At 42.0% G+C, this 23485-nt stretch carries 22 protein-coding genes; all 22 read right to left on the minus strand.

Annotation, left to right across the window (positions count from 1 at the left end; all coding sequences use genetic code 11):
- Positions 1 to 6 precede the first annotated feature (6 nt).
- A complete protein-coding gene (locus B5Y67_RS05950) occupies positions 7 to 993 on the minus strand; it encodes a hypothetical protein (RefSeq protein WP_088225613.1) in 987 nt (328 codons plus the stop codon).
- Positions 994 to 1396: 403 nt separating this feature from the next.
- Positions 1397 to 1603, minus strand: a complete 207-nt coding sequence (gene dmpI / locus B5Y67_RS05955; protein WP_088225614.1) for a 4-oxalocrotonate tautomerase DmpI — start codon at positions 1601 to 1603, stop codon at positions 1397 to 1399.
- Positions 1604 to 2252: 649 nt separating this feature from the next.
- Positions 2253 to 3611, minus strand: coding sequence for an MATE family efflux transporter (locus B5Y67_RS05960; protein WP_088225615.1), 1359 nt, complete (start codon positions 3609 to 3611; stop codon positions 2253 to 2255).
- An 82-nt stretch (positions 3612 to 3693) separates the two neighbouring features.
- Positions 3694 to 4104, minus strand: a complete 411-nt coding sequence (locus tag B5Y67_RS05965; protein WP_088225616.1) for an Rrf2 family transcriptional regulator — start codon at positions 4102 to 4104, stop codon at positions 3694 to 3696.
- Positions 4105 to 5051: 947 nt separating this feature from the next.
- A complete protein-coding gene (locus B5Y67_RS05970) occupies positions 5052 to 5294 on the minus strand; it encodes an acyl carrier protein (protein WP_088225617.1) in 243 nt (80 codons plus the stop codon).
- A gap of 576 nt (positions 5295 to 5870) precedes the next feature.
- On the minus strand, positions 5871 to 6860 hold the full coding sequence (locus B5Y67_RS05980) for a guanosine polyphosphate pyrophosphohydrolase (protein WP_088225665.1): 990 nt from the start codon (positions 6858 to 6860) through the stop codon (positions 5871 to 5873).
- Positions 6861 to 7503: 643 nt separating this feature from the next.
- Positions 7504 to 8196 (minus strand): DUF6710 family protein, encoded by a 693-nt coding sequence (locus tag B5Y67_RS05990; protein ID WP_088188033.1) that lies wholly within the window; start codon positions 8194 to 8196, stop codon positions 7504 to 7506.
- Between the two features lie 34 nt (positions 8197 to 8230).
- Positions 8231 to 9082, minus strand: coding sequence for a hypothetical protein (locus B5Y67_RS05995; RefSeq protein ID WP_088225620.1), 852 nt, complete (start codon positions 9080 to 9082; stop codon positions 8231 to 8233).
- A 157-nt stretch (positions 9083 to 9239) separates the two neighbouring features.
- Positions 9240 to 9977, minus strand: a complete 738-nt coding sequence (qatD, locus tag B5Y67_RS06000) for a Qat anti-phage system TatD family nuclease QatD (protein WP_088188031.1) — start codon at positions 9975 to 9977, stop codon at positions 9240 to 9242.
- 24 nt (positions 9978 to 10001) lie between these two features.
- On the minus strand, positions 10002 to 11375 hold the full coding sequence (qatC, locus tag B5Y67_RS06005; RefSeq protein WP_088188030.1) for a Qat anti-phage system QueC-like protein QatC: 1374 nt from the start codon (positions 11373 to 11375) through the stop codon (positions 10002 to 10004).
- Between the two features lie 3 nt (positions 11376 to 11378).
- On the minus strand, positions 11379 to 12197 hold the full coding sequence (gene qatB, locus B5Y67_RS06010; RefSeq protein WP_088188029.1) for a Qat anti-phage system associated protein QatB: 819 nt from the start codon (positions 12195 to 12197) through the stop codon (positions 11379 to 11381).
- Positions 12198 to 12207: 10 nt separating this feature from the next.
- Entirely contained in the window at positions 12208 to 14148 is a 1941-nt protein-coding gene (qatA, locus tag B5Y67_RS06015) for a Qat anti-phage system ATPase QatA (protein WP_088188028.1), read from the minus strand.
- A 21-nt stretch (positions 14149 to 14169) separates the two neighbouring features.
- On the minus strand, positions 14170 to 15327 hold the full coding sequence (locus B5Y67_RS06020) for an SAP domain-containing protein (RefSeq protein WP_088188027.1): 1158 nt from the start codon (positions 15325 to 15327) through the stop codon (positions 14170 to 14172).
- Positions 15328 to 15397: 70 nt separating this feature from the next.
- Entirely contained in the window at positions 15398 to 16033 is a 636-nt protein-coding gene (locus B5Y67_RS06025) for an Eco29kI family restriction endonuclease (protein ID WP_088188026.1), read from the minus strand.
- The gene (dcm, locus tag B5Y67_RS06030; RefSeq protein WP_088188025.1) at positions 15996 to 17204 is read right to left on the minus strand and encodes a DNA (cytosine-5-)-methyltransferase; all 1209 of its coding nucleotides are present in this window, start codon (positions 17202 to 17204) and stop codon (positions 15996 to 15998) included. Before dcm ends, B5Y67_RS06025 begins: the two co-directional genes overlap by 38 nt.
- Positions 17205 to 17244: 40 nt before the next feature.
- A complete protein-coding gene (locus tag B5Y67_RS06035) occupies positions 17245 to 17448 on the minus strand; it encodes a helix-turn-helix transcriptional regulator (protein WP_088188024.1) in 204 nt (67 codons plus the stop codon).
- 321 nt (positions 17449 to 17769) lie between these two features.
- A complete protein-coding gene (locus B5Y67_RS06040) occupies positions 17770 to 18177 on the minus strand; it encodes a DUF4314 domain-containing protein (protein ID WP_088188023.1) in 408 nt (135 codons plus the stop codon).
- A gap of 66 nt (positions 18178 to 18243) precedes the next feature.
- Positions 18244 to 19899 carry a recombinase family protein gene (locus B5Y67_RS06045; protein ID WP_088188022.1) on the minus strand — a complete coding sequence of 552 codons (1656 nt, stop codon included), beginning with the start codon at positions 19897 to 19899 and terminating at the stop codon, positions 18244 to 18246.
- 21 nt (positions 19900 to 19920) lie between these two features.
- Positions 19921 to 20820, minus strand: coding sequence for a recombinase family protein (locus tag B5Y67_RS06050; RefSeq protein WP_088188021.1), 900 nt, complete (start codon positions 20818 to 20820; stop codon positions 19921 to 19923).
- Positions 20789 to 22420 carry a recombinase family protein gene (locus B5Y67_RS06055; protein WP_088188020.1) on the minus strand — a complete coding sequence of 544 codons (1632 nt, stop codon included), beginning with the start codon at positions 22418 to 22420 and terminating at the stop codon, positions 20789 to 20791. Before B5Y67_RS06055 ends, B5Y67_RS06050 begins: the two co-directional genes overlap by 32 nt.
- A 79-nt stretch (positions 22421 to 22499) precedes the next feature.
- Complete coding sequence (locus tag B5Y67_RS25235; RefSeq protein ID WP_170932606.1) at positions 22500 to 22661, minus strand: SHOCT domain-containing protein; 162 nt, start codon at positions 22659 to 22661, stop codon at positions 22500 to 22502.
- Between the two features lie 17 nt (positions 22662 to 22678).
- Positions 22679 to 23386: a recombinase family protein gene (locus B5Y67_RS06060; protein WP_088225621.1), complete on the minus strand. Its 708-nt coding sequence runs from the start codon at positions 23384 to 23386 to the stop codon at positions 22679 to 22681.
- Positions 23387 to 23485: the final 99 nt, after the last annotated feature.

A 23485-nucleotide genomic window follows, 5' to 3' on the forward strand; every position in this document is an offset into this window, starting at 1 on the left:
AATCACCTACTTCGGCAAATTATAGCTGGAATTATAGCCGATCATTTTGCCAATCCGGTCGTTTTCGTTCACAGTGTAGGAATAGAGTGTCCTTGCCAACGTCCGGCCATCCAGGGTTAAGGTCACTTGAATCGGTTGGGTTCCACTGTTTAGGCCATTCCCTTCGGCACTTCCTGAATGACCGGAACTCATTAAGCTCCCCAATTTTTCTAACGGAATGACCGCCTCCGGTCCAGCTTCCCCGATCATGGCCAATTGTGGCGCTATAACAATCCCCCCAGAGGCCATCGCCGGAATGGCGGCCCCAATACCTGCCAAAGCTGAACCTGCTGCAGCAATTCCACCAGCCAATAAGTCTGTCCCGCCTGTAGCTAAGGTAAATCCAACGCCTCCAGCCGCAGCTCCAAGAGGTACGAGCCAGGATTTATTCGTCTCTGCCCAATTGGCTACACTGGAATAAGCCCCAGTGACGCTTTGCCAAGCTGTACTCGCCATATTAGGGATGGCTTGTCCTGTCATAGCCGCCAGAGACTGCATTTCCGAAGATACTTGGCTGACTGCCGAGGTAATCGTTTGACCCATACTGTTTGCCCAAGAAACCGCCATTTGTCCAGTCGCTTGAAAGACTTGGTTAAGGCTGTTATGCAGATTGTTCGTAAACGTAGTAATAGCGGAACCCGCACTTGCGACCATGGAGGAAAGGCGCTGTTCTGTCTCAAGAGTCCAATCGTTGGTTAATGAGCTGACAGAGGAATATCCCGTTTTCAATTCACTGACCATGGTTGAGCTGTATTCTCTGAATTTCCGGGATGAATTCGTTACCCAGGACGATAAGTCTCCTTGTGCCTTTGTTAAGGTTGTTTCTGTGCTCACTTCCCAGGCTGTTGTCGTCGTTTGCACCTGGTTAAAGACTTGGTTGGCTGATATTTCCCACTGAGATAACTCCCTTTGCATGGACGCTAAGGCAGAAGCAAAACCTTCCTGACCAATCACGGATACCGGGACGTTAACAAAAGAAGGACTAAAGGCTCTCAGTTTTGCTTCAGCTTGGCTGTATCCGGTTTCCAGCCGTTCTTCTGCGACAACTCCAGCTTTCCAGTTCGGTCATCCGATAGGTAAGGACATCTATCCTGCGGGATTGCCTGTTAATGTCCCCAACGCCCTCCGGTCAGAAGTGCCACCATCCGGTTACTCACCACGCAATCCCCGCCACTATGACCTCTGACTAACCTTTACACGAGACGGCTTCTTGAACTTGACAAAGGACAAGTGGGCGGGGTGATTTATCCTCGACGGTGAAGTGAATGAAATAACCAGCAAAGCAACCAATATTAAGAAACGCCCTCCAACGCTGATCAACGAAGGAGGGCAATTCCGTCTCTGCACAGGATAATCGCTATTGTTTATTTGCCCTTTCTGCCAATACTTTGGTAAGTACTTTACCTCCAACACCCCAGTTATCCATCTCGTTTTCTTTTATTAATACCGTAAACGCTTGCTCAGGAATGCCAAGGTTTTCACTTGCAACTTTTGTTAACCCACTAATCAGTTTTTCTTTTGTCTCTTTGTCCATTTTCCCAGCTTCAAGTTTGATAAACGGCATTGTTGATCCTCTCCCTTCTTAGTAATTATCTTAACAAAATTATATTACGAGACATCATAATGTGCAAATATTACCAGTTTGTATTTTCTAATAAACATTCCTATAATATAAATTCACATAAATTGCTATTTCACGTTGTACACATACTTACCAAAATCGGACAAGTCCCATCGATCTCCGGGTAGAAGTGCCACCGTCCGATGACCCCACCCCCACGGAAAACCCGAGTGCGTATTTCCCGTACCACGCAAGACTCAGTACTTAACCGCTGGCTAGGCTTTATCAAGACAGCATATTCTTGCAAGACACATCCGGCGTGGTGAATTGTTATCGATTGTGGTCGGAACACAGCAGATCAATGCAAAGAACCTTCCCTCGTACTAATTCAATAAATATCATCCATTTCATACATATGATGTCTTCATCTAAATAGTAGGTTGCTGCCGAAAATACCCCAATGATAGATAGGAAAGTAGCAAGCGTGCAAACAACTGCTATCCGAAGCGCCCAGTCTTAAAAGAATCGGCCCCCCCCCGGCTTCTTGCACCGCCTTGATTATTTCAAGGTGAATTCGAATATGGTTTATATTAATTTAATTGCATTTGGGAATAAAGAATAGAAAAGTAGTAGCCATGAATAAACTGCAAGTCTACTTGTGACACAGTTTGTTGTGCAAAATATGGCCGTACCCTTTTATAAACAGCATAATTGTGATGACACTGGCCAAAAGGTCTGTTATAGGCTGTGCGAACCAAAGTCCATCCTGTCCGATCACCCTAGGTAGAAGAAATATCGTTAATGACAATATCACAAACTGCCTTGATATGCTTAGAAATACCGCTGTTTTAGGTTTTCCCGTCAGCATCATAAAGCCTGAACCGAATGTTGGGATGGAAGCGAGCGGAAGAAGAACCGAATATTTCTTTATGCCGTTAACAGTAATGTTCACAAGCTCAGAATCATGAGTAAAAAGGCCAACTACAAATTTCGGAAATACCTGCATAATCAATGTGCCTGCGGCCAAAATGGCAGCGCCGCATACGACAGCCAGCACAAGTGTTTTCATTGCCCTGTCATACCGCTTTTTCGCATAATTAAAGCCGATAATTGGCTGAAAACCCTGTGCTATTCCATAAACAGGCATTAGAAATAACGCCGCAATGGAGTTGATTACAGTCATCGCGCCAATTGCCAGTTCTCCTCCATATAAGTTCAAAGAATAATTGCTAACGATTTGCGCGATGCTGATGGACAATTGATTAGAAAAGGGAACAATTCCGATTAAAAATATGGCCTTTACCATTGCTGGGCTTAATCTAAAATTAATCTTTGTGAGCCCTAAGGTAGGCTTTCCTTTTACGAAATAGGAAAGTCCAAGCACTACCGTAACAAACTGTGCAAGAACCGTAGCTATCGCAGCTCCCCTTATCCCCATATGGAGTACCAATATAAAGATCGCATCCAACCCTATATTCAGTACACATCCGGTAATTGTAATCGCGGCAGAATATTTTGGATTTCCGTCGGAGCGAACGATAAAAGGTAATGCAAAGCCCAGCATATTAAATACTGTACCAAGTATAAGGATAGTAATGAATTCCTTGGCATAAAACAATGTCTGTCCTTGTATCCCAAGCCAGCCTAATATTTGATTTTGAAATATCATATATAGAATGGTGATTGTAATCCCTAAGACGACGGATAACGTTATTGCATTTCCGGCGGTATTTTCGGCGTCTTCATTTTTCCCTTCGCCTAATTTTATGGAGATATTAGAGCTGGCGCCCATTGATATAAGGGCAGACAGGGCCACTACCACCGTGGTAATCGGCATTGTAAGGCCGACTCCCGTCAGGGCTAACGCGCCAACCTTCGGTATATTTCCTATAAAAATTCGGTCAACAACGATGTAAAGCGAATTGACCAGTAAACTGAGTACTGTTGGAACGGAGTATAGAACAAGCAATTTTCTAATCGGCTTTATTTCAAGTTCTTTAATATTGTTCATTTTGTCCTCCAATTAGATATTAAAGATATTTTATATCTATAATTTGAATATAAAAGATACTGTAGAATGTGACTAAATTACGTTAAAAGGATTTTCCTTTACCTATTTGTATTTTGGCTACTTCATAAAGTTTTTTATCCCGCAGATAAGTCTCCATCAAATTCTCTGCTTCTGCCATTACATTTTGAATCAAACATTTACTTCCCTCTTGGAATTTACATTCAAATAATGATCCGGTTCCTTCGGTTGCCTTGATGACATCCATATAGGAAATGTCCTCCATCTTTTTGCGTAAAGCGTAACCACCGTTCGCACCTGAAGTTGACTCAATTAAATCAGCTTTTACCAACTGCGTTAAAATCTTTGAAAGATAGGTCGCTGATACATTGAAGTGGTCTGCAAGTGTGTGTAAGCTCAAATTTCCACTTTGAGCATGTTCAATCATGTATACAATCATATGCAGAGCATAGTTTGTGGCCTTTGTATATTTCAAATGAAAAACCCCCTTTCGAGATATTAAAGACTTTATTTATCTATAATAATATAGACCGCAATTGATTTTGTCAACCATTTAACTTGAGTTTGACATTTTAAAAAATGAAACCCTTTCGTATCAAGGATTCCATAAGATATCAGAAGTACGCACCACTACATTTGCTTAACTTATGAAAATTGTGGTCTTCCTATAAACGATATTTTAAATTGTATACTTTTTTATACAAAGCTCGATTTCGTCCGCAACTTTAATAAAAAGCCAGACCATCCATAAAAATGGGACAATCTGGCGATTACTGTTTTCTAAATAGTCACAGTCTCAAGGCTCCCTTTGATACTGCGACACATTTATTAGCATATCTTTCCTGCAAAAACGCTATATTTACATTCAAGATGTTTCCGCAAACGCAGTCTTAACACGTTCTTGACATTTTCAGCTAATTTGAAAATAATCCCAGCCTCGAAACCATTGGTACAGGCGGATCTCAAAATGTAAGTGTTTTCAAACTTGTCACGGTCTCGACGTGCTGCGTTCATGGGTACATATTCCAAAAATTATGTCTCTTAGCACCGAGCACGATATCGAAGACCACTTTATCTCAAAAACCTGTCCTCTTTTATCCTCATAAATATTCTTAGTATACCCAAGGTAGTAAGTAATCCGTGACATGCAGCCACAGTTACTTGAGTAACGGGAGAATTACTATTTCTCAGGCATTAATTAAATTTTTGGAAGTTTATAAGCAGGAATATACTGGAGCAAATTTAGAATTATGGGAACCTAACATATGTTATAAACAAGACAATCTCAACTTCTTCAAAGAAGTATCCAGTATAAGGTATTGCTTTCTAGCTGGGATTACTTATTTTAAAAATTTCATGAACCATATCTTGTCCATTATACCTTTTTATGAATTCTTCGGTTCTCTTCATGGGAACGACAGGTTATGATTGGTAATCGGATAAACCTCTAGCTTTCAGTTTTTCTACAATATCATTGACGGTAACCACATCTGCAAACTCGTCATCAGTAATGGTTATCTCGAATTCATCCTCCAGGTCCCCAATAATCATCGACATATCTACCGAATCCACAAACAAGTCTTCCCGCAAACGGCTCTCCAAGGTTATCTTTCTCTTCTTCTTTTGTAAAATATGATTTAAAGTGAATAGTACTCTGTCTTCCATTTTTAGTCACACACCTTCTCTCTACGCTTTTGTAATTTTGTGTAACCATACTCCGAAGGTTCAAAGTAACGGCGGTTCTTAGATTCTGATAGAAAACTGTAAAAATAATGTTTCCCCACACTTACATTGCAGTACGAGGAAACACATGATTTTTTGACCAAAACCACAATATATAGTGGCTCTATCACTGGATTTACGCCCTATATTGTGGTGTGTTTTCTTTCGAGAAGAACTACCGTCTCTATGTGGGCTATTGCGCTGAGTGCCGAGATAAGGATATCTTTGTCCGTTTCGCTGGTTCTCAGGTTTTGCTGATGAAATATAACTTCGACACCTATTCCTTTGAGTCGGCTTACAGTTTCAAGCAAATCTACTGTATTTCTGGCAAAACGGCTGATGGTTTTCACTAAAACGATATCAATCCGATTTTCATAGCAGTCAAAAATTAGTTTCTGGAAGTCGGGCAGGAGGGATTACTATTACTTTAGATTTTGGTTGTTCATTTTCCATAGTATCACCTTCGCCTTATGAACTTCTCGCTCTGATGATAAGTAGTCTAAATTGCTCAGCAATTAATTAATCAATAAGGTCATTTTGGAATCTTGAAAGATGCTCGTACGGAAGAATTAGTCTTCCACGGTAGAGGCCACAACCATCGTTAATAAGGGAATTATTCACTGCTGAAAACATATTTACATCTAATTTTGATAATTCAAGCTGCTGCAACATGATACCTCTTTCATAAGCATCATCAAAATAAATATTTTCTCCTTTTGGAATTGCATCTCGTTTAGCTCTTTCCCTTTCCTGTCGCTTTTCGTAACCTAAATGATTGGCATGACCAATTTCAGCAAAATCGTCCATTTCTTTTGTACGAAGTTGTACTTCCACATAACAACGGGCAATGTTATCATAAAATGTTATATGTAGCGAACGATAGCCACTATACTCTGGATTTGCAACATAATCTCTATAGTATGGGCTTACGCTATCTCTTAACAAGGACGATTTTTTCTGACCCGTAAATGAAGCCAATTCTGCGGTAAATCCGCGTTCTTCAAGGAAACCAAGCAACTTGTTAGCAACATCATATAGATATTTATTTTCTTCATCAGCGCAAATCTCACCTTCTTTTAGATGACATTTGGGAAGAGAAATCACGATTCTGTATGCAATCAGGTCCCGAAAACAGTTTAAATAGTTTTTCAGTTCAGGAAGAGATGGGTAATTGCCGTGTTCAATATAATACTCGTAAATATATTCTACGATGTATCCATTAAATTTTGCTTCCGCGCGTATCAGAGATTTAATTCGGCCCTTAAAAGTAAATGCAAGAAAAGGATATTCATTTGCCATAAGTTTATAGAATTCCCGAATCCGCTGAGACTGCGAAGTCAGGAATTCGTTGTGCTGCAAAAGTTCCGCAATTTGAAGCAGAAAATTACAGTGCAAAAGATCAATCTGATTATGAGTTTCTTTCGCCGACTGTTTCAAATCCTCAGCATATCTCTGTAATATCTTAAGAACGGTATCGCCTGAGTATAAATAATCATTTAATTTTTTCATTATAATTTTTTGCATCTGTTCAATTTTTTATAGATGCACTTTCCTTTCCTAGATGGTTTTCACCAAAACGATATCAATCCGATTTTCATAGCAATCAAAAGTCAGTTTCTGGAGATCAGGACGAAACACATTCCCACCCGAGTCTTTATCACTATATACATCGTACAATCTCCATTTTGGGTTATAGGTAACATACTGCTTTAATGTTTTTTCAACCCCGGCAAAATCCATAAAACATCTAAGCTGAAAAATATATGTTTCCCCACACCCCTTTCAGTAGTATACAGAAACATAGGAATTTCGGCCAAAAATACTACATATAGTGGCTATCAATCTTTGCTCACGCTATATCTAGGGGGTGCGTTTTCTTTCGAGGCGAACGATGCTCTCAACGTGCCTTGAGGATACAAAAAAGATGCCGTTTGACTCTAGTATCCCCCTGGCGGCGGGGTATCTTTCAGAAATCACAGCCTGTTGCAGGCTTTTTTGCAGGATTAAGAACCGTATTTTGCTTTACAACCTTAGTAATTGTAAGCAATAAAACCTTCAAAAGAGTGTTGACCTCTTGAAGGCTTTATTCGATACAATTTCATACCAACAATTTATTGCATAAAATCGGCGGCTATAAACGGAACACCAGATTTTAATAGTCTCTCTCCTCAAGAAATTTTATATCATTTTTTCTTAACAATCTTCCTATCTCATATATAGCGCCTAATTCAAAATTCTTGACCTCTTGAATAACTTGGTTACTGTCTACATCCCGATAATACATTCCATCAAACTTAATCTTTTCATATAGCGAGGCTAAATTAACCATCTCTGTTGGATGGATTATACCTTCTCTTTTTATAATACCACTCAAAATTGAATGATTTCCATTATGGACAATGGTAACCCCGATGGGCAAGAATAACTTTGACATGTGATTCAATTTTTGAAATTCAAATTGGTTTCCACAATCAGTACCTATTCCTGTAATAGTAGTTTCGAATCTGCTCATATTCCAAGCAACAGGAATGACCAGGTTATCTTTCAGACTTATTGATATTTTTTCATTGTTTTCGATAGTCTCATAATCACTAATATAATTTTCATTTTTTATATAATGACACAAATCATAAAACAAAACATCTACATGGTCGACTTCTTGACCAGTAAATAATTGCATTAAAAGCCTCTGTAGAACCGAAGAACCTATTGCATTAATATATCTATAAATTGGATGCAAAAAATCGCCGGACATTTCCGATTTATCAATAATGTTTTGAGCAATAGCAATGATACTTTGCAAATGCCTTTTCATATCTTCATTTTTTTTATTTATAAAAAACATTGCCCTTATCTCCTTGCGGTGTATGCACTAATAATCATTGGTTACTTTTACCTATATTTCTGTGCCAAATATGTTGATATAGTCTATAAGCCTGTTTTGAATCTTTGCAAAGGGCTTTTAAGACCATATTCGACACTCGAGAGTGCTTTTTCAAAAAGCTAATTAGTCGGTCTTTTTTTATGAATCTCCAATCCACTTTTAATTGAGACGCTAAGGTATCAATTTGCTCTATGCTATATTGACCGTTTATTTTGGGATTAACGTATCCAGTTACAACATATTCCTCGTTGTTATAACTGAAGGTAAATTCTGGATCTCCATAAATACTTGGTTCAACTGACTCCAACTTATATTTACAGCATACTTCTTTGAAATGAAGAAAAGTCTTGTATTTTTCATCATTTCGACTATAATAAGCAACATCTGCCTTTATAAACGGGGCTCCTATAACATTTGCATATAACGATCGGTGATTTCCGTCACGTCCTACCTTGTACACATCTTCATCGCTAAAATATATGAGAGCGACAGGATCATATAAATTTTCGTACCAAGCATAAAGCTGTCCAAGGGCATCGTCTCTTATATGCTCTATTGCTGTAGCCATCCTATATACATTTAATTCTGATTCATATCTTCCGGTCGCATTATCGTAAAATGAAGCACATACATTAGCCCTGGAAATACCTATAATTTTTTTTGTTTCTACCAATACTTTATTTTTGTCGTTCTCCGATATGTGCTCATAATACTCGTAATACTCAAAGAAATCTTTTGGATTATTGGCCTTGAGATATGCTATATGTTCTGCCGATACTCCTTTTTGTACTAATGCTCGTTCTAAATCAACATTATATACTATATCGTTTGCCTCCATATAATCCATAGATTATTCCCCTTATAAAGATCAGGCATTAGATTACAGTTGATTGAGTAACTGTTGCCCGTCAAACATCTCTAATGATGCTTCGAGTCAGTTTTGTGTTTTATTTACCTATAAATATGAGATAATACTCTCCGATGCTGAACCGGCCTGGGCAATTTTAATATATTTCAAGTAATCGATGGCTTGTTTCAAAAATGCACATTGGTACTTCGTTTCCCTTTAGTACACTTAGCTCATTAATACAGTGCCTCAAACTTCGCTTTAGTTGCTCTACCGTTTTAATATCTGAGATGAACGGAGCATCAGACTCTAATAATAATCGTTCAACAGGAATTCTCTGTATTATCGACTGCCCGTTTCGAGAATTAAGCATATACTCATTGACCGAGAAAAAGCAACCAAGTTCTATAGCTCTATCTAGCTGTTTTAATGTTCCAGAATACCAATGCAAGATACATTTATTATGTTTTGTGCAATCATATTTTTCTAAAATATCCAGTACATCTTTATCCGATCGAACAGAATGTATTGAAATAATCTTCATGGGTGATCTTTGGCACCATTTGATGATTTGTGAGAATACATCTATCTGAAGTTCTTTGGAATGATAGAACTGCTTATTAAAATCCAAACCAATCTCACCAACGAATTTTGTTACGTGTATATATTTTTCAATAAGACCAAGCTCCTGGAATCTATCGAAAACAAGTTGCGGATGTAAACCCAAGGCAACTTGAACATTAGAAAAATTTCCAATCCTTTTCTGCTCAATCTCAAATGCCTTTGGCGTTGTTGTCATCGCCAATAGATTGATTCTCTCTTCCAGAGCTGCTTTGCTGAATTCATCCATGGATTGCATCAAATCTACATGGCAGTGCATATCATAAACATCCATAACCAGTCACCACACCATTCTTCTTTATACGCTTTCTTGTGTCTGCCTCTCACTTTCGGAATTTTTTATTATGAAATTGTCAACTTCCAATAGCCCTCTCCGATATACTTCCGATAACTCTTGCAGATAAGCACTATCGCCAGGAAGGGGACCACTCTTGTGTATCAGAATTTTTGCCAGTTGCGGTTGCTCCTTAATTTTTTTAATTGCAATTTGAAAAGAACGAAGTTGTACTCCTTTTCCTTTTGCATGATTGGCAATTATTTCTGAAACACTGTCTATTAGATAAGGAGTACAGTCCTTTTCTTCCCTGAAAGCCTTATTCATTGCTGCCCTGCGGATTATGCAAGGTACACAATACCCACAATGTTGAGGAGCAGAACCACTCCAACGAGCTTTATGAGGAGAAGAACAAGAAATTGAATCTTGTATCACTTGCAGTAGAAATTCTTTGTTTAAACACTCGTCAGCCATTTCACCTTTTGTTTTATTCCAGTATGGATTCAGAACGGATAAGTTAATTCCCAACCCATTTAACGCCCGATTCCACGACTCCAAGTAGAAGGGATGTGTCGTACGTGTACTGTGGGAACCAATACGCAATTCATCCAACGGAACATTCAATGCTATCAAGCCGTTTTCAGGAACTTCCAGGGTCGACACCCCTTTCATTCCACTCATGGCAAAGATACCAAACGCTATGAATAGAAAAGACCGGCTTCTTGTTGAGTTTTCTATTCCCCCACCAGGAATTATATTTTTATCAAAAACCATCCATAAATCGAGATATAGCGGATAGAGATCAGGGTATTTTTCACCAAAACAACTCAACAGCTTGCTTTGGGCGTTTTTTGTATATCCGTCTCCAGCATGGCTTATAAGGGCTATTTTATTATGGTTTTCGAGGTGATTGATTGTGCTGATTAAGCTATCCATTCCACCAGAAAAAAGAGTAACCGCATCAAATTCCGGCGGCTTTGCATCATCTTTGGGTTTCTCTGAAAGCTCTTTATCTCTTTTTTTGAACGATATTATCCAACGATCTCCCGTTAGGAAATTTAGCTTCCTTGTAAACAACTCTCCAAGAGGCACCCACTTTTCAAGGTGAAAAACGGGTATTTCAATGGCGATTTCTCTTGTCCAACTGTCTTGTGAGTGGAGACTTCGTGAAATTCGAGTATCGGCAAGATAGATCAAACTAGCGAGGCTGAGAATATCAATGCCCTCTTCGGTTGGATATAAACCATTCTCTTTAAGTTTTTCCAGAGCATGACCTATACCAAACCGAAGAGAATTATCATTACCCGTGAAAGGTATGATAACCTCTATGTAATCTTCTTTTTTCGTAGACACAACTTCTTTGCAATCATAATCGCCGACAAGAAGGTATTTATTCATACGCTATTCCTCCAGTTCTGATAAAATATCATAAGCTGTTCGATAGATGGAATCCACTATAGCTTTTGTTTGCGATGTATCTATAGATCGAATGTCTATTTTAAGCTTGGAGACAGCATCCGAAACCGCTCCTTTTATATAGTCTTTGAGTTGCCCCTGAATGCTTTCGACTTGAGCGACATCTTTGGGCAAGGCAAATAGTTTATTCCCGATGTCATTTACAAGCCTTCCCTCAATAACATTAGCCATATAAATCTCAGCAAAAGCGAGAAACTCAGGAGGGGTGAGGGATTCAATCGGCTTGTTCTCCCAGTCAGGCAATGTGGAAAGTGCTTCGACATAAGAGTTTCTGGCAATCCCTTCATCAGTACTCCCTCCGTCGGGACAAACAAAATCCATAATACGGAGTAAAACATCAGACGCACTTTTCCCAATAATATCCCCAAGTTTATAATCTCGGCTTGTGTCAGCTACACCACGACTCGCAAAACTGCTAAACACAGAAAGAAGGCGAGTGGTACTATTTCGGGCCGAACCCAACCGGGTAGTCGCGTTTTGCGAACCTCCTAATGAATGCCGGACGTAATTAGACGCTGCCCGATGTAATTTTCCGTTCCCGCTACCACCGCTATTTACATATCGCGTAAAGTTACTACGAGGCGCTGAAAAGCGTTTGGAGTCCGCTGGTTGAGGTTGTTCCGGTTGGGGTTGCGCTGGCTGAGGTTGTTCTGGCTTTTGATCGCCATCATTATTATCACCCAGCCAGGAAGGTACTAACGGCGTATTGCCGTTTTGTCCCCGATTACTTGTTGATGTTCCCATTTCCAGCACCTCACTTCCGCGTATTTTTCAAAGCTGTCTTTACAATGATGCCGCCTTCTTTAGATAGGCTTTCGTAATACTTACTCAAACTTGATTTAGATTTTTCCGAAGTTAAGCATTTATCCCATCCAGTACAAATCCAAGCCCCAACTCTCTTGCAATCAAAAGTTTCAATCAAACCAATCAGCGACGGCTCTAATTCGGCATGATGGGAAACAAGTGCTTTGATCCCTTCAATTCCATTAGGCTTATTAGCAATGTCGCCATTCCTGAAAATCTTTGAGGATAGAACCTCGAAGACTTTCTTAGCGTCTGAAGGAGACAACGCCTTAATCTCATCATTTGCGCTGGCTATATTCATTTCGCCGCCCATAAGCTTACTAATGAGGTTCCGAAGCTGTTCAGATTTAACTTGTGCAAAGAAAAAGTCTTCTTTTTCTTTGCTGGCAAAAAAGTATGGACGCAAGTCAATTTCGCCCAAGTAGGGTTCACTGGATGCCCATGCGGTAAAATCGGCATTACTTTCCCATGCGACTAAGTCTTTGTCTTTTTCAGGCTTTGATATTAAAGTCGGTGTTTTTGTTTTTTCTTGTTTCGATTTTTCCGCATCCTCATCCGCTGTCTCAGACTCCTTTGAAAGCTGCTGCTTTTGAATTTCAAAGGTATGAAGCAAAGAACACTTTCCATTGTCATCTGTTAAAGCTGCTATTTTCTTATATTCGTCTACGAAGAAATATTCCGCGAGCATCATTTTTGCCAGGATAGGTATCTGTATGGAATCTCCAAAACCCCTGGCTCCGGCAATTTTATCTCTCAGCAATAGCATATTGATAAAACGTTTGATTTTTCGCGGATTACCTTGGGTGTTCTTCGCTAATATATCAGCTATCTGGTTCGATACGGTTATCTCATTTAATACAGATGTATATTGATCTCCGAGAGCTTCCTTGAGCTGTTCAATTGTGAAGCCTAAATTCTCCCACGGCTTTTTCATTTTATCAATCGCGACCGTCAAGAGCTTATCAAACTGCGCGCTATCCTCTTTTAATCGTGACCCTATCAGAAGTAGAGTTATATACATTCCGGACTCAATTTCACCCAATGCGGGAATTCTAAACGGCACTTGAATCAATTTTTCTAAGTAACGCTTTGAGTATTCAAACCCCGTCCGGATGTCGCCCTCATCGGGCAAATCAGGGAAGTGATTTCGAACTGCGTATTCTATCATTGCTTCGTCTGCGGCTATTACGAAAGCCGTAGACTTAGAGAACATAAATAGGCGAACAGCCTCCAATGTTTCGATTGTGACCTTGGGCAGACATCTGTCCAAATCATCTATGAGCACCACAAGTTTTTTAATCTTCGATTCTTTTAACAGATCTTCAAAAGAAGTTTGGAATTCGGAGAATTCCTTTGCCAGAGAATTGTCTTCAAACACTTTGGCGTCCGCGAGATATTCGCCCACGCTCTCAATAGCGGTCGTTACTTTTTCTTTATCGGTTACTGAACCTTTTAGATTCTCCATCAAACTGCTTAGTAACCCAATGGGAGGAATACCAGTAGCGGCAGAAAAAGCTACACCACCTGCGGCTTTTGCTACACTAAGCCAATTGATGTTCTTCCAGAGCTTTTTCAATATATCCTTTGCCTTTTCAGTGGGTTTTCGCTTTTCTGTTAATTCGGAAACAATCGCGCTCATCAAAGCTATCTTAGCATCTTCGAAGCCTTGATGTTTCCAACCGTTGAAGCGAATGCACTCGATGCCATCTTTTTGCTTTGAAAGCTCATCCTCGACCATTGCCAAGATGCTCGATTTTCCGGCACCCCAATCCCCATGAACCCCAATAGAAATAGGACGGTCGTCACATTCTATAATAAGTTCAGCAACCGTCTTGGCGATGGCACGATTGTTTATCATATCAATTTTTGTTTCATTATCTGATAGAATCATACTGATACCCCCCAAAACCCCTTAGCACTTAATGCTCGGAAAACGCTGCTTGAATCGCCGCTTTGCCTTAGCATATATCTTTGTCAATCCGTCAATATCCTCTCTACTTTCCATTAATACTATATCTACACATTCATCCGGTGTAAAAAGATGTAACGGCGCACTCAAGCGGTTCATCCGGTCAAGCATTGCTGTTTTAAGTTCATCATCAGTTAAACTGAGTTCTTTCTGACAATGTATAACAGCGCTTGTGATGCCAGGCGCCATTGTAACTGTAGAATCTTTGTAAGGGAAAAAATGCTTAGCAAAAATATCCAGATACTGCGGATCGTAGTTGTTACCAAGGCCGCTCAAATCATAAAACACCACTTCTGATAACATGCCTAGCGCATCTTTTATCTTCTTTTCTTCCATCAGAAAATTATGCATATGATGTCGGCAGTTTCTATATAATCCAAAGTTACCGGATGCAAAGTGTTCCATGCTACGCCTATTTAGATAACCCCATATTTTATCTCGGTATGGCATATGGGGCGGTTCATGCATTATTTTATTAAGCGACCAAATATCCAGATCTTCAAGCGTATGCCGGTGTATATATGGCACATAACCTTCTTCAGCAAGCGCTTGCTTTCCAAGTTCGGTTAATTGATATGTTCTTTTTGTAAAACGAGAATTAAGTTCTTCCTGAGATACCTCTGCCATCAGACGCTGTACCAGTTCGTCTTTTTTACCGCTCACTTTAAGCCCGTATTTTTTCAATTCATCCTTGAGGACTGTTGCGGTTTCTTTTTCAATGGCACTCTGCAGGTTTCCGACTTGCAGAAATCCTCGTTCAAGCAGGGAACGAAGACATTTGTCAACATCCCTCACACCGTATCTGTACCACCAAAAGCCTTGAAAAGAATTACCTTCCGTATAGTACGAACCAGCATAATCAAGAACCAGCACCTCATGAGGATATAACCCGTGTTTGCTTGCAATGGCGTCTTTGATTCTTTTCTCAGCCGGAATAACTTCCTCTGCTGCAGAGGGTATTATTTCTGAAGTCACCTTTATAAATGATGATATATTGGATTTAGTCAGTTTTGATGTTTCGACCGGCACTATATTCTGTGTAGGTAGCTTTTCAGTATTAGCTGGTTTCGGTTTCCTTCTGAAAAGATCGAAGAATGACACGGTATACCCCCCTCTCCGTTTATATCAATACGAAAGACCGTCTTCGTGTCATTGCTAGGCGGTAGTCATTTTATCTGTTAGTATTAAAGAAATTGTGCAAATAATCAGCTACACGCTGTTCCAACTGTTCTGCCGTAAATTGGCAAGGTTGTAAGCGTTCAGCCCATCTACGACCGGGATGTAAGCAATCCCATGGTGATTTTTGCTGATTGTATCTTCCGCTGCCAGGATCATGATTTCCGAATCCATCAAGTACCCGGTTCCATACGGGCTGAAATCTCTCAATAAGCAGTGATTCGGTTAGCGGTATCCAAATATCGTCCACAACGAGAAAACGGCAGAAAAAGTGGTTAATATCCAAATTACCAGCAGCAGATATAGACTCTCCGTGCTCTGCCAATCTTTTTTGCAGAGCTTGTCCGTGGTCAACATCCAAACCTAAACCGCCTTTTCGTGCCCCAGCCGGTACCGCCTTTCCTACATAGATCGGGCATCTGAATTGATTATCCCGATTTACAGCTGCAAGTTCTCTGTAAGCAGAAAAAGGGCCAGTATAGTATAAAGCATATACACCCGCGCCTATAAAAGGTTCGGGTGGTATGGGATGGACGTTTGTTGCAAGTAATGCTTCGGCTGCGCTTTGGCCGAGCTGCTTCTTGTCGAGTGGGTTAAACGGCTTTATAACCGGAATGTCTTTGTTTTTCATATTCATTCAACCTTTCAAGTTGATAGTAAACAGAGCCGCCAATAATATTGGCTAACTGTACGGGTACTGCGTTTCCGATCTGACGCATGCTTTCTGTCCACGAGCCGTGGAAGATGTAATCGTCAGGAAATGTCTGCAGCCTTGCGCTTTCCCTAACTGTATAATATCTGAGCGAACCATCATCCAATATGATCATATTTTCGCCCCCCGGAACGCCGTGCGCACCAGCCTTCAATGTTTTTGAAGGTTCGTCCATGACACTTCCGGAGTGCCCTGGGTATGATTTGGCACCTGCTCGGAATTCATGGTTCTGGAATCCGCTTTCTCCCTGTTCTTTTTGAGGATTTGGTAACCCGACGAAGGCATCCCGCACGGTTCTCCATCGTTTGAGCATATCTTCATGGTCTGTGGCTTTGAGGATACGCATACGCTCCGTATCAGATATTGTCGGTCGTTTTGCCTTTGCTATTTTGTGCTCTTCCCAATATTCACCGCTGATCCATTTTGAGTAGCGCAGGGCGTTTTGAGAATGCGTAGGGTTCGGGAACGACCAGTTAGCGTTCAAATCATTTCTGAAGCCTACTATAATTACACGGTGTCTTGCCTGTGGGATACCATAATCAGCTGCGTTAACCAGCCGGAAAACTACATTATAGGAAAGTCCGCGATCACCAACAGATGTATGGTATTCCTCTAAAGTTTTTAAATGATCGAGCCAAGTCATTCCTTCTTTGATTGTAACTTCAGGGTGAGACAATTGCAGAAGAATATAATTGAAGTATGTACTGAAGGATTTTCTCAGTAAACCCTTCACGTTTTCAAAGATAAACGCTTGAGGCCGCAGCTCACGAACAGCCCGCACAGCTTCTGGGAACATATCCCTTTTGTCATTATACGCCTGATGTTTGCCACCTAAAGAAAATGGCTGGCAAGGAGGTCCGCCGGCCACTAATTTGATATTGCTACCAAAATCATCATAGTGAACCAACCTCACATCAGTTTGAATTACATTCCAGTGTTGAATAAGATGGTTACCCCTCTGAATATTTGCCTTGATATTGTCGCACGAGTCCTTATCCCATTCAAGCAGCGCTCGATGGCTAAACCCGGATTGCTGTAAACCTAACGCAAGACCGCCGGTTCCACTGAACAATTCGATTGAGCTGTACAATGTGAACACCTTCTCTTTCTGATTGTCTTTATAATCAATCTTAATCTTCTTCCATTTCCATGATGTCTGAAATATCACATTTTAGGGCGGTGCAAATCTTTACAAGTACGTCTGTAGTGACGTTTTCATTTTTCCCTAATTTAGCCATAGAAGCAGGGCTGATACCAGACAACTCCCGCAGATCTTTTTTTTTCATATTCCTATCAATAAGGAGCTTCCATAGCTTCTTGTAGCTTAATGCCATTCTTTCCACCCCATAGATTTCGTTTATACGATAATAGCATAATATGGGGTTGTTTTCAATTAATAAATTCGCGAACATGAATTAAAAATACGCGAAACCTACCCGGTACAATATCACTGCCAACACTAAAGCCCTCAGTAACACTGAGGATTTTAGTCTTAACAGATGCTATCTTCAGGCAAGAACAGCTTTTATGCCGTTCCTGCCTCTGTGTTAATCAAAGTATGAAACCCGCTGGTTCATCACTTCATTTTCATACCAAATAGCTCATCCTCGTCATTCGACATATCCAGATGATCTACCTCAGTGAAATTGACGTACTCACCTGATATCCAGGGCTTCCCCGTAACTGCCGGAAGCAGTGATTCTCTGACACATTTGGTTAGCCTGCTCCGGCATGCCTGCCGCTTTTAATGTGCATGAGGTAATCCCCATCAGATTGAAGATGTTTCCGTTGGCGCCAATGAGCGGAGCATTCGGCTTCTCCGTCCGTGTCTGTACCGGCTCCGGTCGTGAGATGGCAGAGAAACTATCCTCACCGGGAACAAGGGCAAGGGTTCTGCCATTGTCCCAGGTCATTTGAAGCTGACCGATGTCATCTACAAAATCCACCGTCCCCATCAATCCTGAAGGCATGTCCATTTCTCCAAACATTGCAGCTAATCGAATGCGGGTTCCTTTAGGATACATTTTCTTAAGGCGTTCAACCATATTTCGTTCATTTAGCATGTTCTATTCCCTCCTGTGTTTTTATAAACGAACAGGGATGACCTTTTTAGCCGTCCCTGCCTCGTTTTAATCAAAGTATGAAACCCTCTGGTTCATCACGATTCCGGATTTGAATTGGATCTCTATCAGATCATCCTTGACAGCCTTGATGCTCTGCAGTAGCCTTCTGACCAGGTCGTTGTCAAATTCCCTGACCTCGCAGGTGGTTTTCTTCAGGCAGGCATCCATATCGTCGAGCCTCTGCTGAAAATTCGCCGCCATTTTTTGCTCCCGCACCAGCTCCAACTTTTTCTGCTTCAGTTCGTTGATCTTCTCTGAAATTCTCTTATATCTCTCGTCAAAATCCTCCGTGATGGAGCCTTGCTTGGCGTTTTCCTCTATCAAGGCCAGCATTTCACCCTGCAGCTTTTCAATCTGCCCGTCATAGTCGGTGGTCATGTTTTTAGTGGAATAGCTGCCGATGACTCGGATTACGTTCTCACGGAAGGCTCCGACAAACTCGCCACGGTTTTCCACGACGCTGTTTATGGCGGTCATTATTGCTTCATGCAGGATATCCTCTTTGAAAGTGGGGGAGTGCTTGCAGTTCTTAGTTCCGTTCTTCAGGCGGTTCTCACACCGCCATACTGCGGTTTTCTGGCCATATTTAGACCATACCTGCCTGCGGTAAGGCTGGCCGCATTCTTTGCATATCATGATGTCACTTAAAGCGAATTTGGAGCTGTATTTGCTTTTCTCTTTCTCTTGCTTTGCCCTTCGGGCTGCCGCAGTTTTACCAAGGCTTGCCCGCCTCGCTTTTTCCTCCTGCACCTGATAATAAAGCTCCTTTGGGATAATAGCTTCATGATCATCCTCTATGTAATACTGGGGGACGATGCCTTTGTTCTTCACCCGCTTTTTTGTGAGAAAATCAATGGTGTAGGTTTTCTGCTGCAGGACGTCGCCCATATATTTTTCATTGCTCAGCATCTTTTCGATGACTCCGGGGCACCACCTGGTCAGGCCAGTGACGGTTTTGATACCTTCCGATTCTAATATCTTGGTAATCTGTATGATACTGCTCCCTTCAAGGTAAAGGCGGAAAATACGTCTGACCAGCTCCGCTTCCTCCGGTACGATGACCAGCTCGCCGTTCTTATCCTTGGTGTAGCCTAAAAACTTATTGTGGTTGACCGAGACGATGCCATTCTCAAACCGTCTGACAAGACCCCACCGGGTGTTCTCACTCAGGTTCCGGCTTTCCTCCTGCGCCTGGCTGCTCAGGATGGTAATCAAAAGCTCCCCGGTCCCCTCCAGCGTATTCACGCCTTCTTTTTCGAAGAAGACGGCGACGTTCTTTTCCTTGAGCTTGCGGATGTTCTGCAGGCTGTCCACCGTGTTTCTGGCGAACCGGCTGACCGACTTGGTGATGACCATGTCAATTTTTCCGGCCATGCAGTCCTCGATCATGGCGTTGAAGTCGTCACGCTTTTTGGTGTTTGTAGCGCTCTTCCCGTCATCGGCGTAAATTCCGGCAAGCTTCCAGTTGGGATTGCTCTTGATTTTTTCAGTATAGTAGGATACCTGGGCTTCATAGCTGGTTTCCTGCTGCTCCAGCGTAGTGCTGACGCGGCAGTATGCCGCAACCCGCAGGGCTTTAAACTGAGGCTTTATACTCCTGTCATACTCCGGCTTGGAGGGTATCATAGATATGCTTTTCTTTTTTGCTGTCGCTGTCTGCATCATTGTTTCTCCTTCCTTGGTTTAGTATCTGGCTTCCAAGGTTAATCTGTTTATAAATTCAAACACTAGCCGATGGTCGGCATAGACCGTGATTTGCTTTATCACCATCATAAACAGTTCCTCATCAAATTCCGTGAGAAGCTGTCTGCCTGAAAACGCCTGCTTCATCTTTTCGGTGTTATATTTGGCGTCATCGATTTTCGCTGTTTTATAAAAAGCTTGCGCTCGCTTAAAAATAAGAGCCGGAAGCTCTTTGGACGAAAACCGCCCTTCTGCTTCCAGCTCTCTGATCCGCTGATCCAAGCTATTAAATTCAGGGTTATATGAAATTGGTTCTTTCTTAGGCTTCCGGTCGAGGATTTGTAACCTTGCCAGAATCCGGTTAGCTGCCTCAAGGAAGACCTTTTCAAGCTGCTCATCCGTAAGAAAACCGCACCGGCAGCAAACTCGGTTCTTGTAAATATACCTTTTGCACTTCCAGAAGGACTTCTCCGATAGTTTCCCGCAGTGCTCAATGTATTTGCGGTAAACCTCGCCGCATTCTCCGCACCGTAGCTTACCGGTGAATGGATATTGATGGTTTCCGCTGTTTGGCTGGATGCTTCGCCCCAGCTGATCACAGCGTTCCTTGCGGCGTTTCTGCACCTGCTCAAAAAACTCGGTGCTAATCATCTGAGGGTAGAATTCATCACCTAGGTATTTGACATTCTCCAATATCTTGCCGATGGACCCGTGGTTCCAAGAGGCTTTGTTGTTGGCGTTTGGAAATCCCATTTCGGTCAGCCGTTTTGCAAGCGCAGAGGTGGAGACTCCGGACAGATAATCTGAAAATATCTTTTTCACAACAGCGGCTTTGGGTTCATCAAGCCGTATTTTCCCATTTACCAGCTCATACCCGATGGGCATATGCCTTTGTATCATCCTCAATCTCCCCCTTCCTGCAGGGTTCGGACAGTTCGAGCCGGTTGATGAGCCGGAAGGTGATTTGGCCGTTTTTCTGTACGATGACCTTGTCTATCGCCTGTAAAAATAAATCCTCACGGTATTCTTCTATAACGTGGGGATTGTTTCTGATCAGCTCCAGCAGCTGTTCTGTACCGCCAATCTCTATGTCGAAGCCGTTGTTGTCCAGAAGCTGGCTTCTTTTCTTTTTCACAGCGGCAAGCTCTATGGTCAGGCTATTTTGCCGCTCTATAAATACCGCAGGATCGATATACCTTTTCGATACAAGTCTGCTGAGTATATGACCCTGCTCTGTCAGTTCCATGATTCTATTGCTGCATTCCCCAATTTTCTGCTCTTGTTGCTCATCCATCCGGAGCTTTTTAAGCGTATCCAATAAGGGAGTGAGGATTTCGGCATAATTGCTTACGAGCTTGTTCCACATTACGGTGAAAGCCCATTGAATATCATCCTCCCGGATTGCCTTCTGGCTGCATCTGGTGTTGTGCAAAATGTGCTGCCGACAGCACCATTGGACCTTCTCATAGGGCTTGCCGATGTAGATTTTCTGTCTTCGGAACGTACCTCCGCATTCGCCGCAGAGGATTTTACTGCTGAAGGTATATCGGCTTTGGTATTTCTCCGAATCGTCCATCCCCATCTGCATTCTGCGGTATTCAAGGATTTCCTTTACTGCCTCCGCCTGTTCATGTGAGATAATGGGTTCATGGTTATCCTCAACCAGATACTGAGGAAGCTGCCCTTTGTTCCTCTTTTTCTTAAAGGGCAGCACCTCTGTGGTCATGGTTTTCTGATATAGTAGATTTCCTATGTATATGGGATTTAAAAGCATTTCCTTTATCACGCCGTCGTTCCACTTCTCAGCCGAGCGTATTGTGGGGATTCCTTCCTCGGACAAATCCTTGGCGATTGCATAAGTGCCCTTTCCATTTAAGTACTCCCGGAAAATGCGTCGGACTATAGCAGCTTCTTCCTCCTGAATTATCAGCTCGCCCTTATCATCCTTGGTATAGCCGTAGGCTGGAGTGCCGAGGATGAAGGTGCCGTCTTGAAAACGTTTAACTGCTGCCCATTTATTGTTGGTGGAAATGCTTTCGGATTCGCCCTGCGCCAAAGAGCTTAAAATGGTCAGCATCAGTTCGCTTTTCTCCGACAGGCTGTTGATATGCTCCTTTTCAAAATAGACGGCGACGCCAAGCTCCTTCAAGCGACGGATGGCCTGGATGCTGTCCACTGTGTTTCTAGCAAACCGGGTCAGGGATTTGGTTATGACCATATCTATCCTGCCATCCTCGCAGTCCTTCAGCATCCTTAAAAAGTCATCCCTTTTTTGCAGATTTGTTCCGCTTCTTGCTTCATCGGCGTAGATTCCGGCAAACTGCCAATCCTCTTGATTTTCAATCAAAGCGGTGTAATACTCCATCTGTGCGGTAAAGGAATTCTGCTGCTCACGGGAGTCGGTGCTTACCCGGCAATAGGCGCAAACCCGCTTTTTCGGCTGTAATTGCCGGACGATCTGCTGCTTTACAGGATCTATTTTTACTACGTTCTTAGCCATGCGTTCTCTCCTTTCTCTCGTTTTTGACTCCTGTCAGCAACACACAATACCACACAAGCTTTGAGATATCCAGGTGTTTTTACGCATATACCTTGGAAAGCTCCGGAGTGAACGTTTGACGGTTCAATTCATCGATTTTTTTGTACTCAGCAGGGGAGATAAGGCCGTTTCGGAGCAAGATATCCAAAAGCTTTAACGCTGCCTTATACTTGACTTCATTGGCCGTCTGATTATTTGACATATCGCTCACCCCCTATTTTACTGCAGAGAAAGGGATGGGCTTTGATATTCCAATTGGATTTGACCCTCCAACGGCGAATAAAGTTCAATGCCCAGCTGATCCAGACCTCTTTGAAGCTCCAGTAATTTGGCTGTATCCCGCTTCAGGCAGTCAACCTTCTTTACAAGCAATACATCCATTATGCCATTTCCGGCAGCCTTCATGACCTCCGCAAGACCGGTACGGTCAAAATCCAGCTCGCTTCCTATATCCACTGATTCGCCGACAACAACAAATCCCATCTGTTCGGAGTAATCCATAAGTTCCTTTTTCTGGCCTTTCAGAGCGCCGTGGGTATCCTCCGGCGCGTCGATCCGACAGTAAATCCATGCTCGCTTCTGGCTTCCATGGCTTAAAAATTCAAGAGCCTCATCAACGCTCACAATCGGAATATTTACAGGCTCCTTTTCGCCTTGCTGCATGGGTACCAGTTCTTTAGTGATCCCTTTCAGAAGCCTCTGATCCGGGCAGCGGTTGATAAATTCGCCGAAGGTGTCCAGAACCAGCCTGTCCAGCGTATCTGTTAAAACCATCTTGTCCGCATGCTCTTTTTTCAGCATGATAAAGCTTGCAATGCCGGACGGGGATTTCTCAAAATAGAATTCCTGACTCTCTCCGTCAAGCCCGTACACGTAACCGATAATTAGCTCCTTCTTTAGCAATTCAGCCAATGCTTCCTTTTCCATTTCGTTTTCCTCCCTGATATTTTGAATTTAATCTCAGAAGGATACGGCAGGGCGTTAAAAAAATAGCCCTGCCGCATTGTTTCTGAGATCAAAAATGAT

Origin of the sequence: Desulfosporosinus sp. FKB (genome assembly GCF_002196705.1) — a bacterium.
GTDB lineage: Bacteria > Bacillota > Desulfitobacteriia > Desulfitobacteriales > Desulfitobacteriaceae > Desulfosporosinus.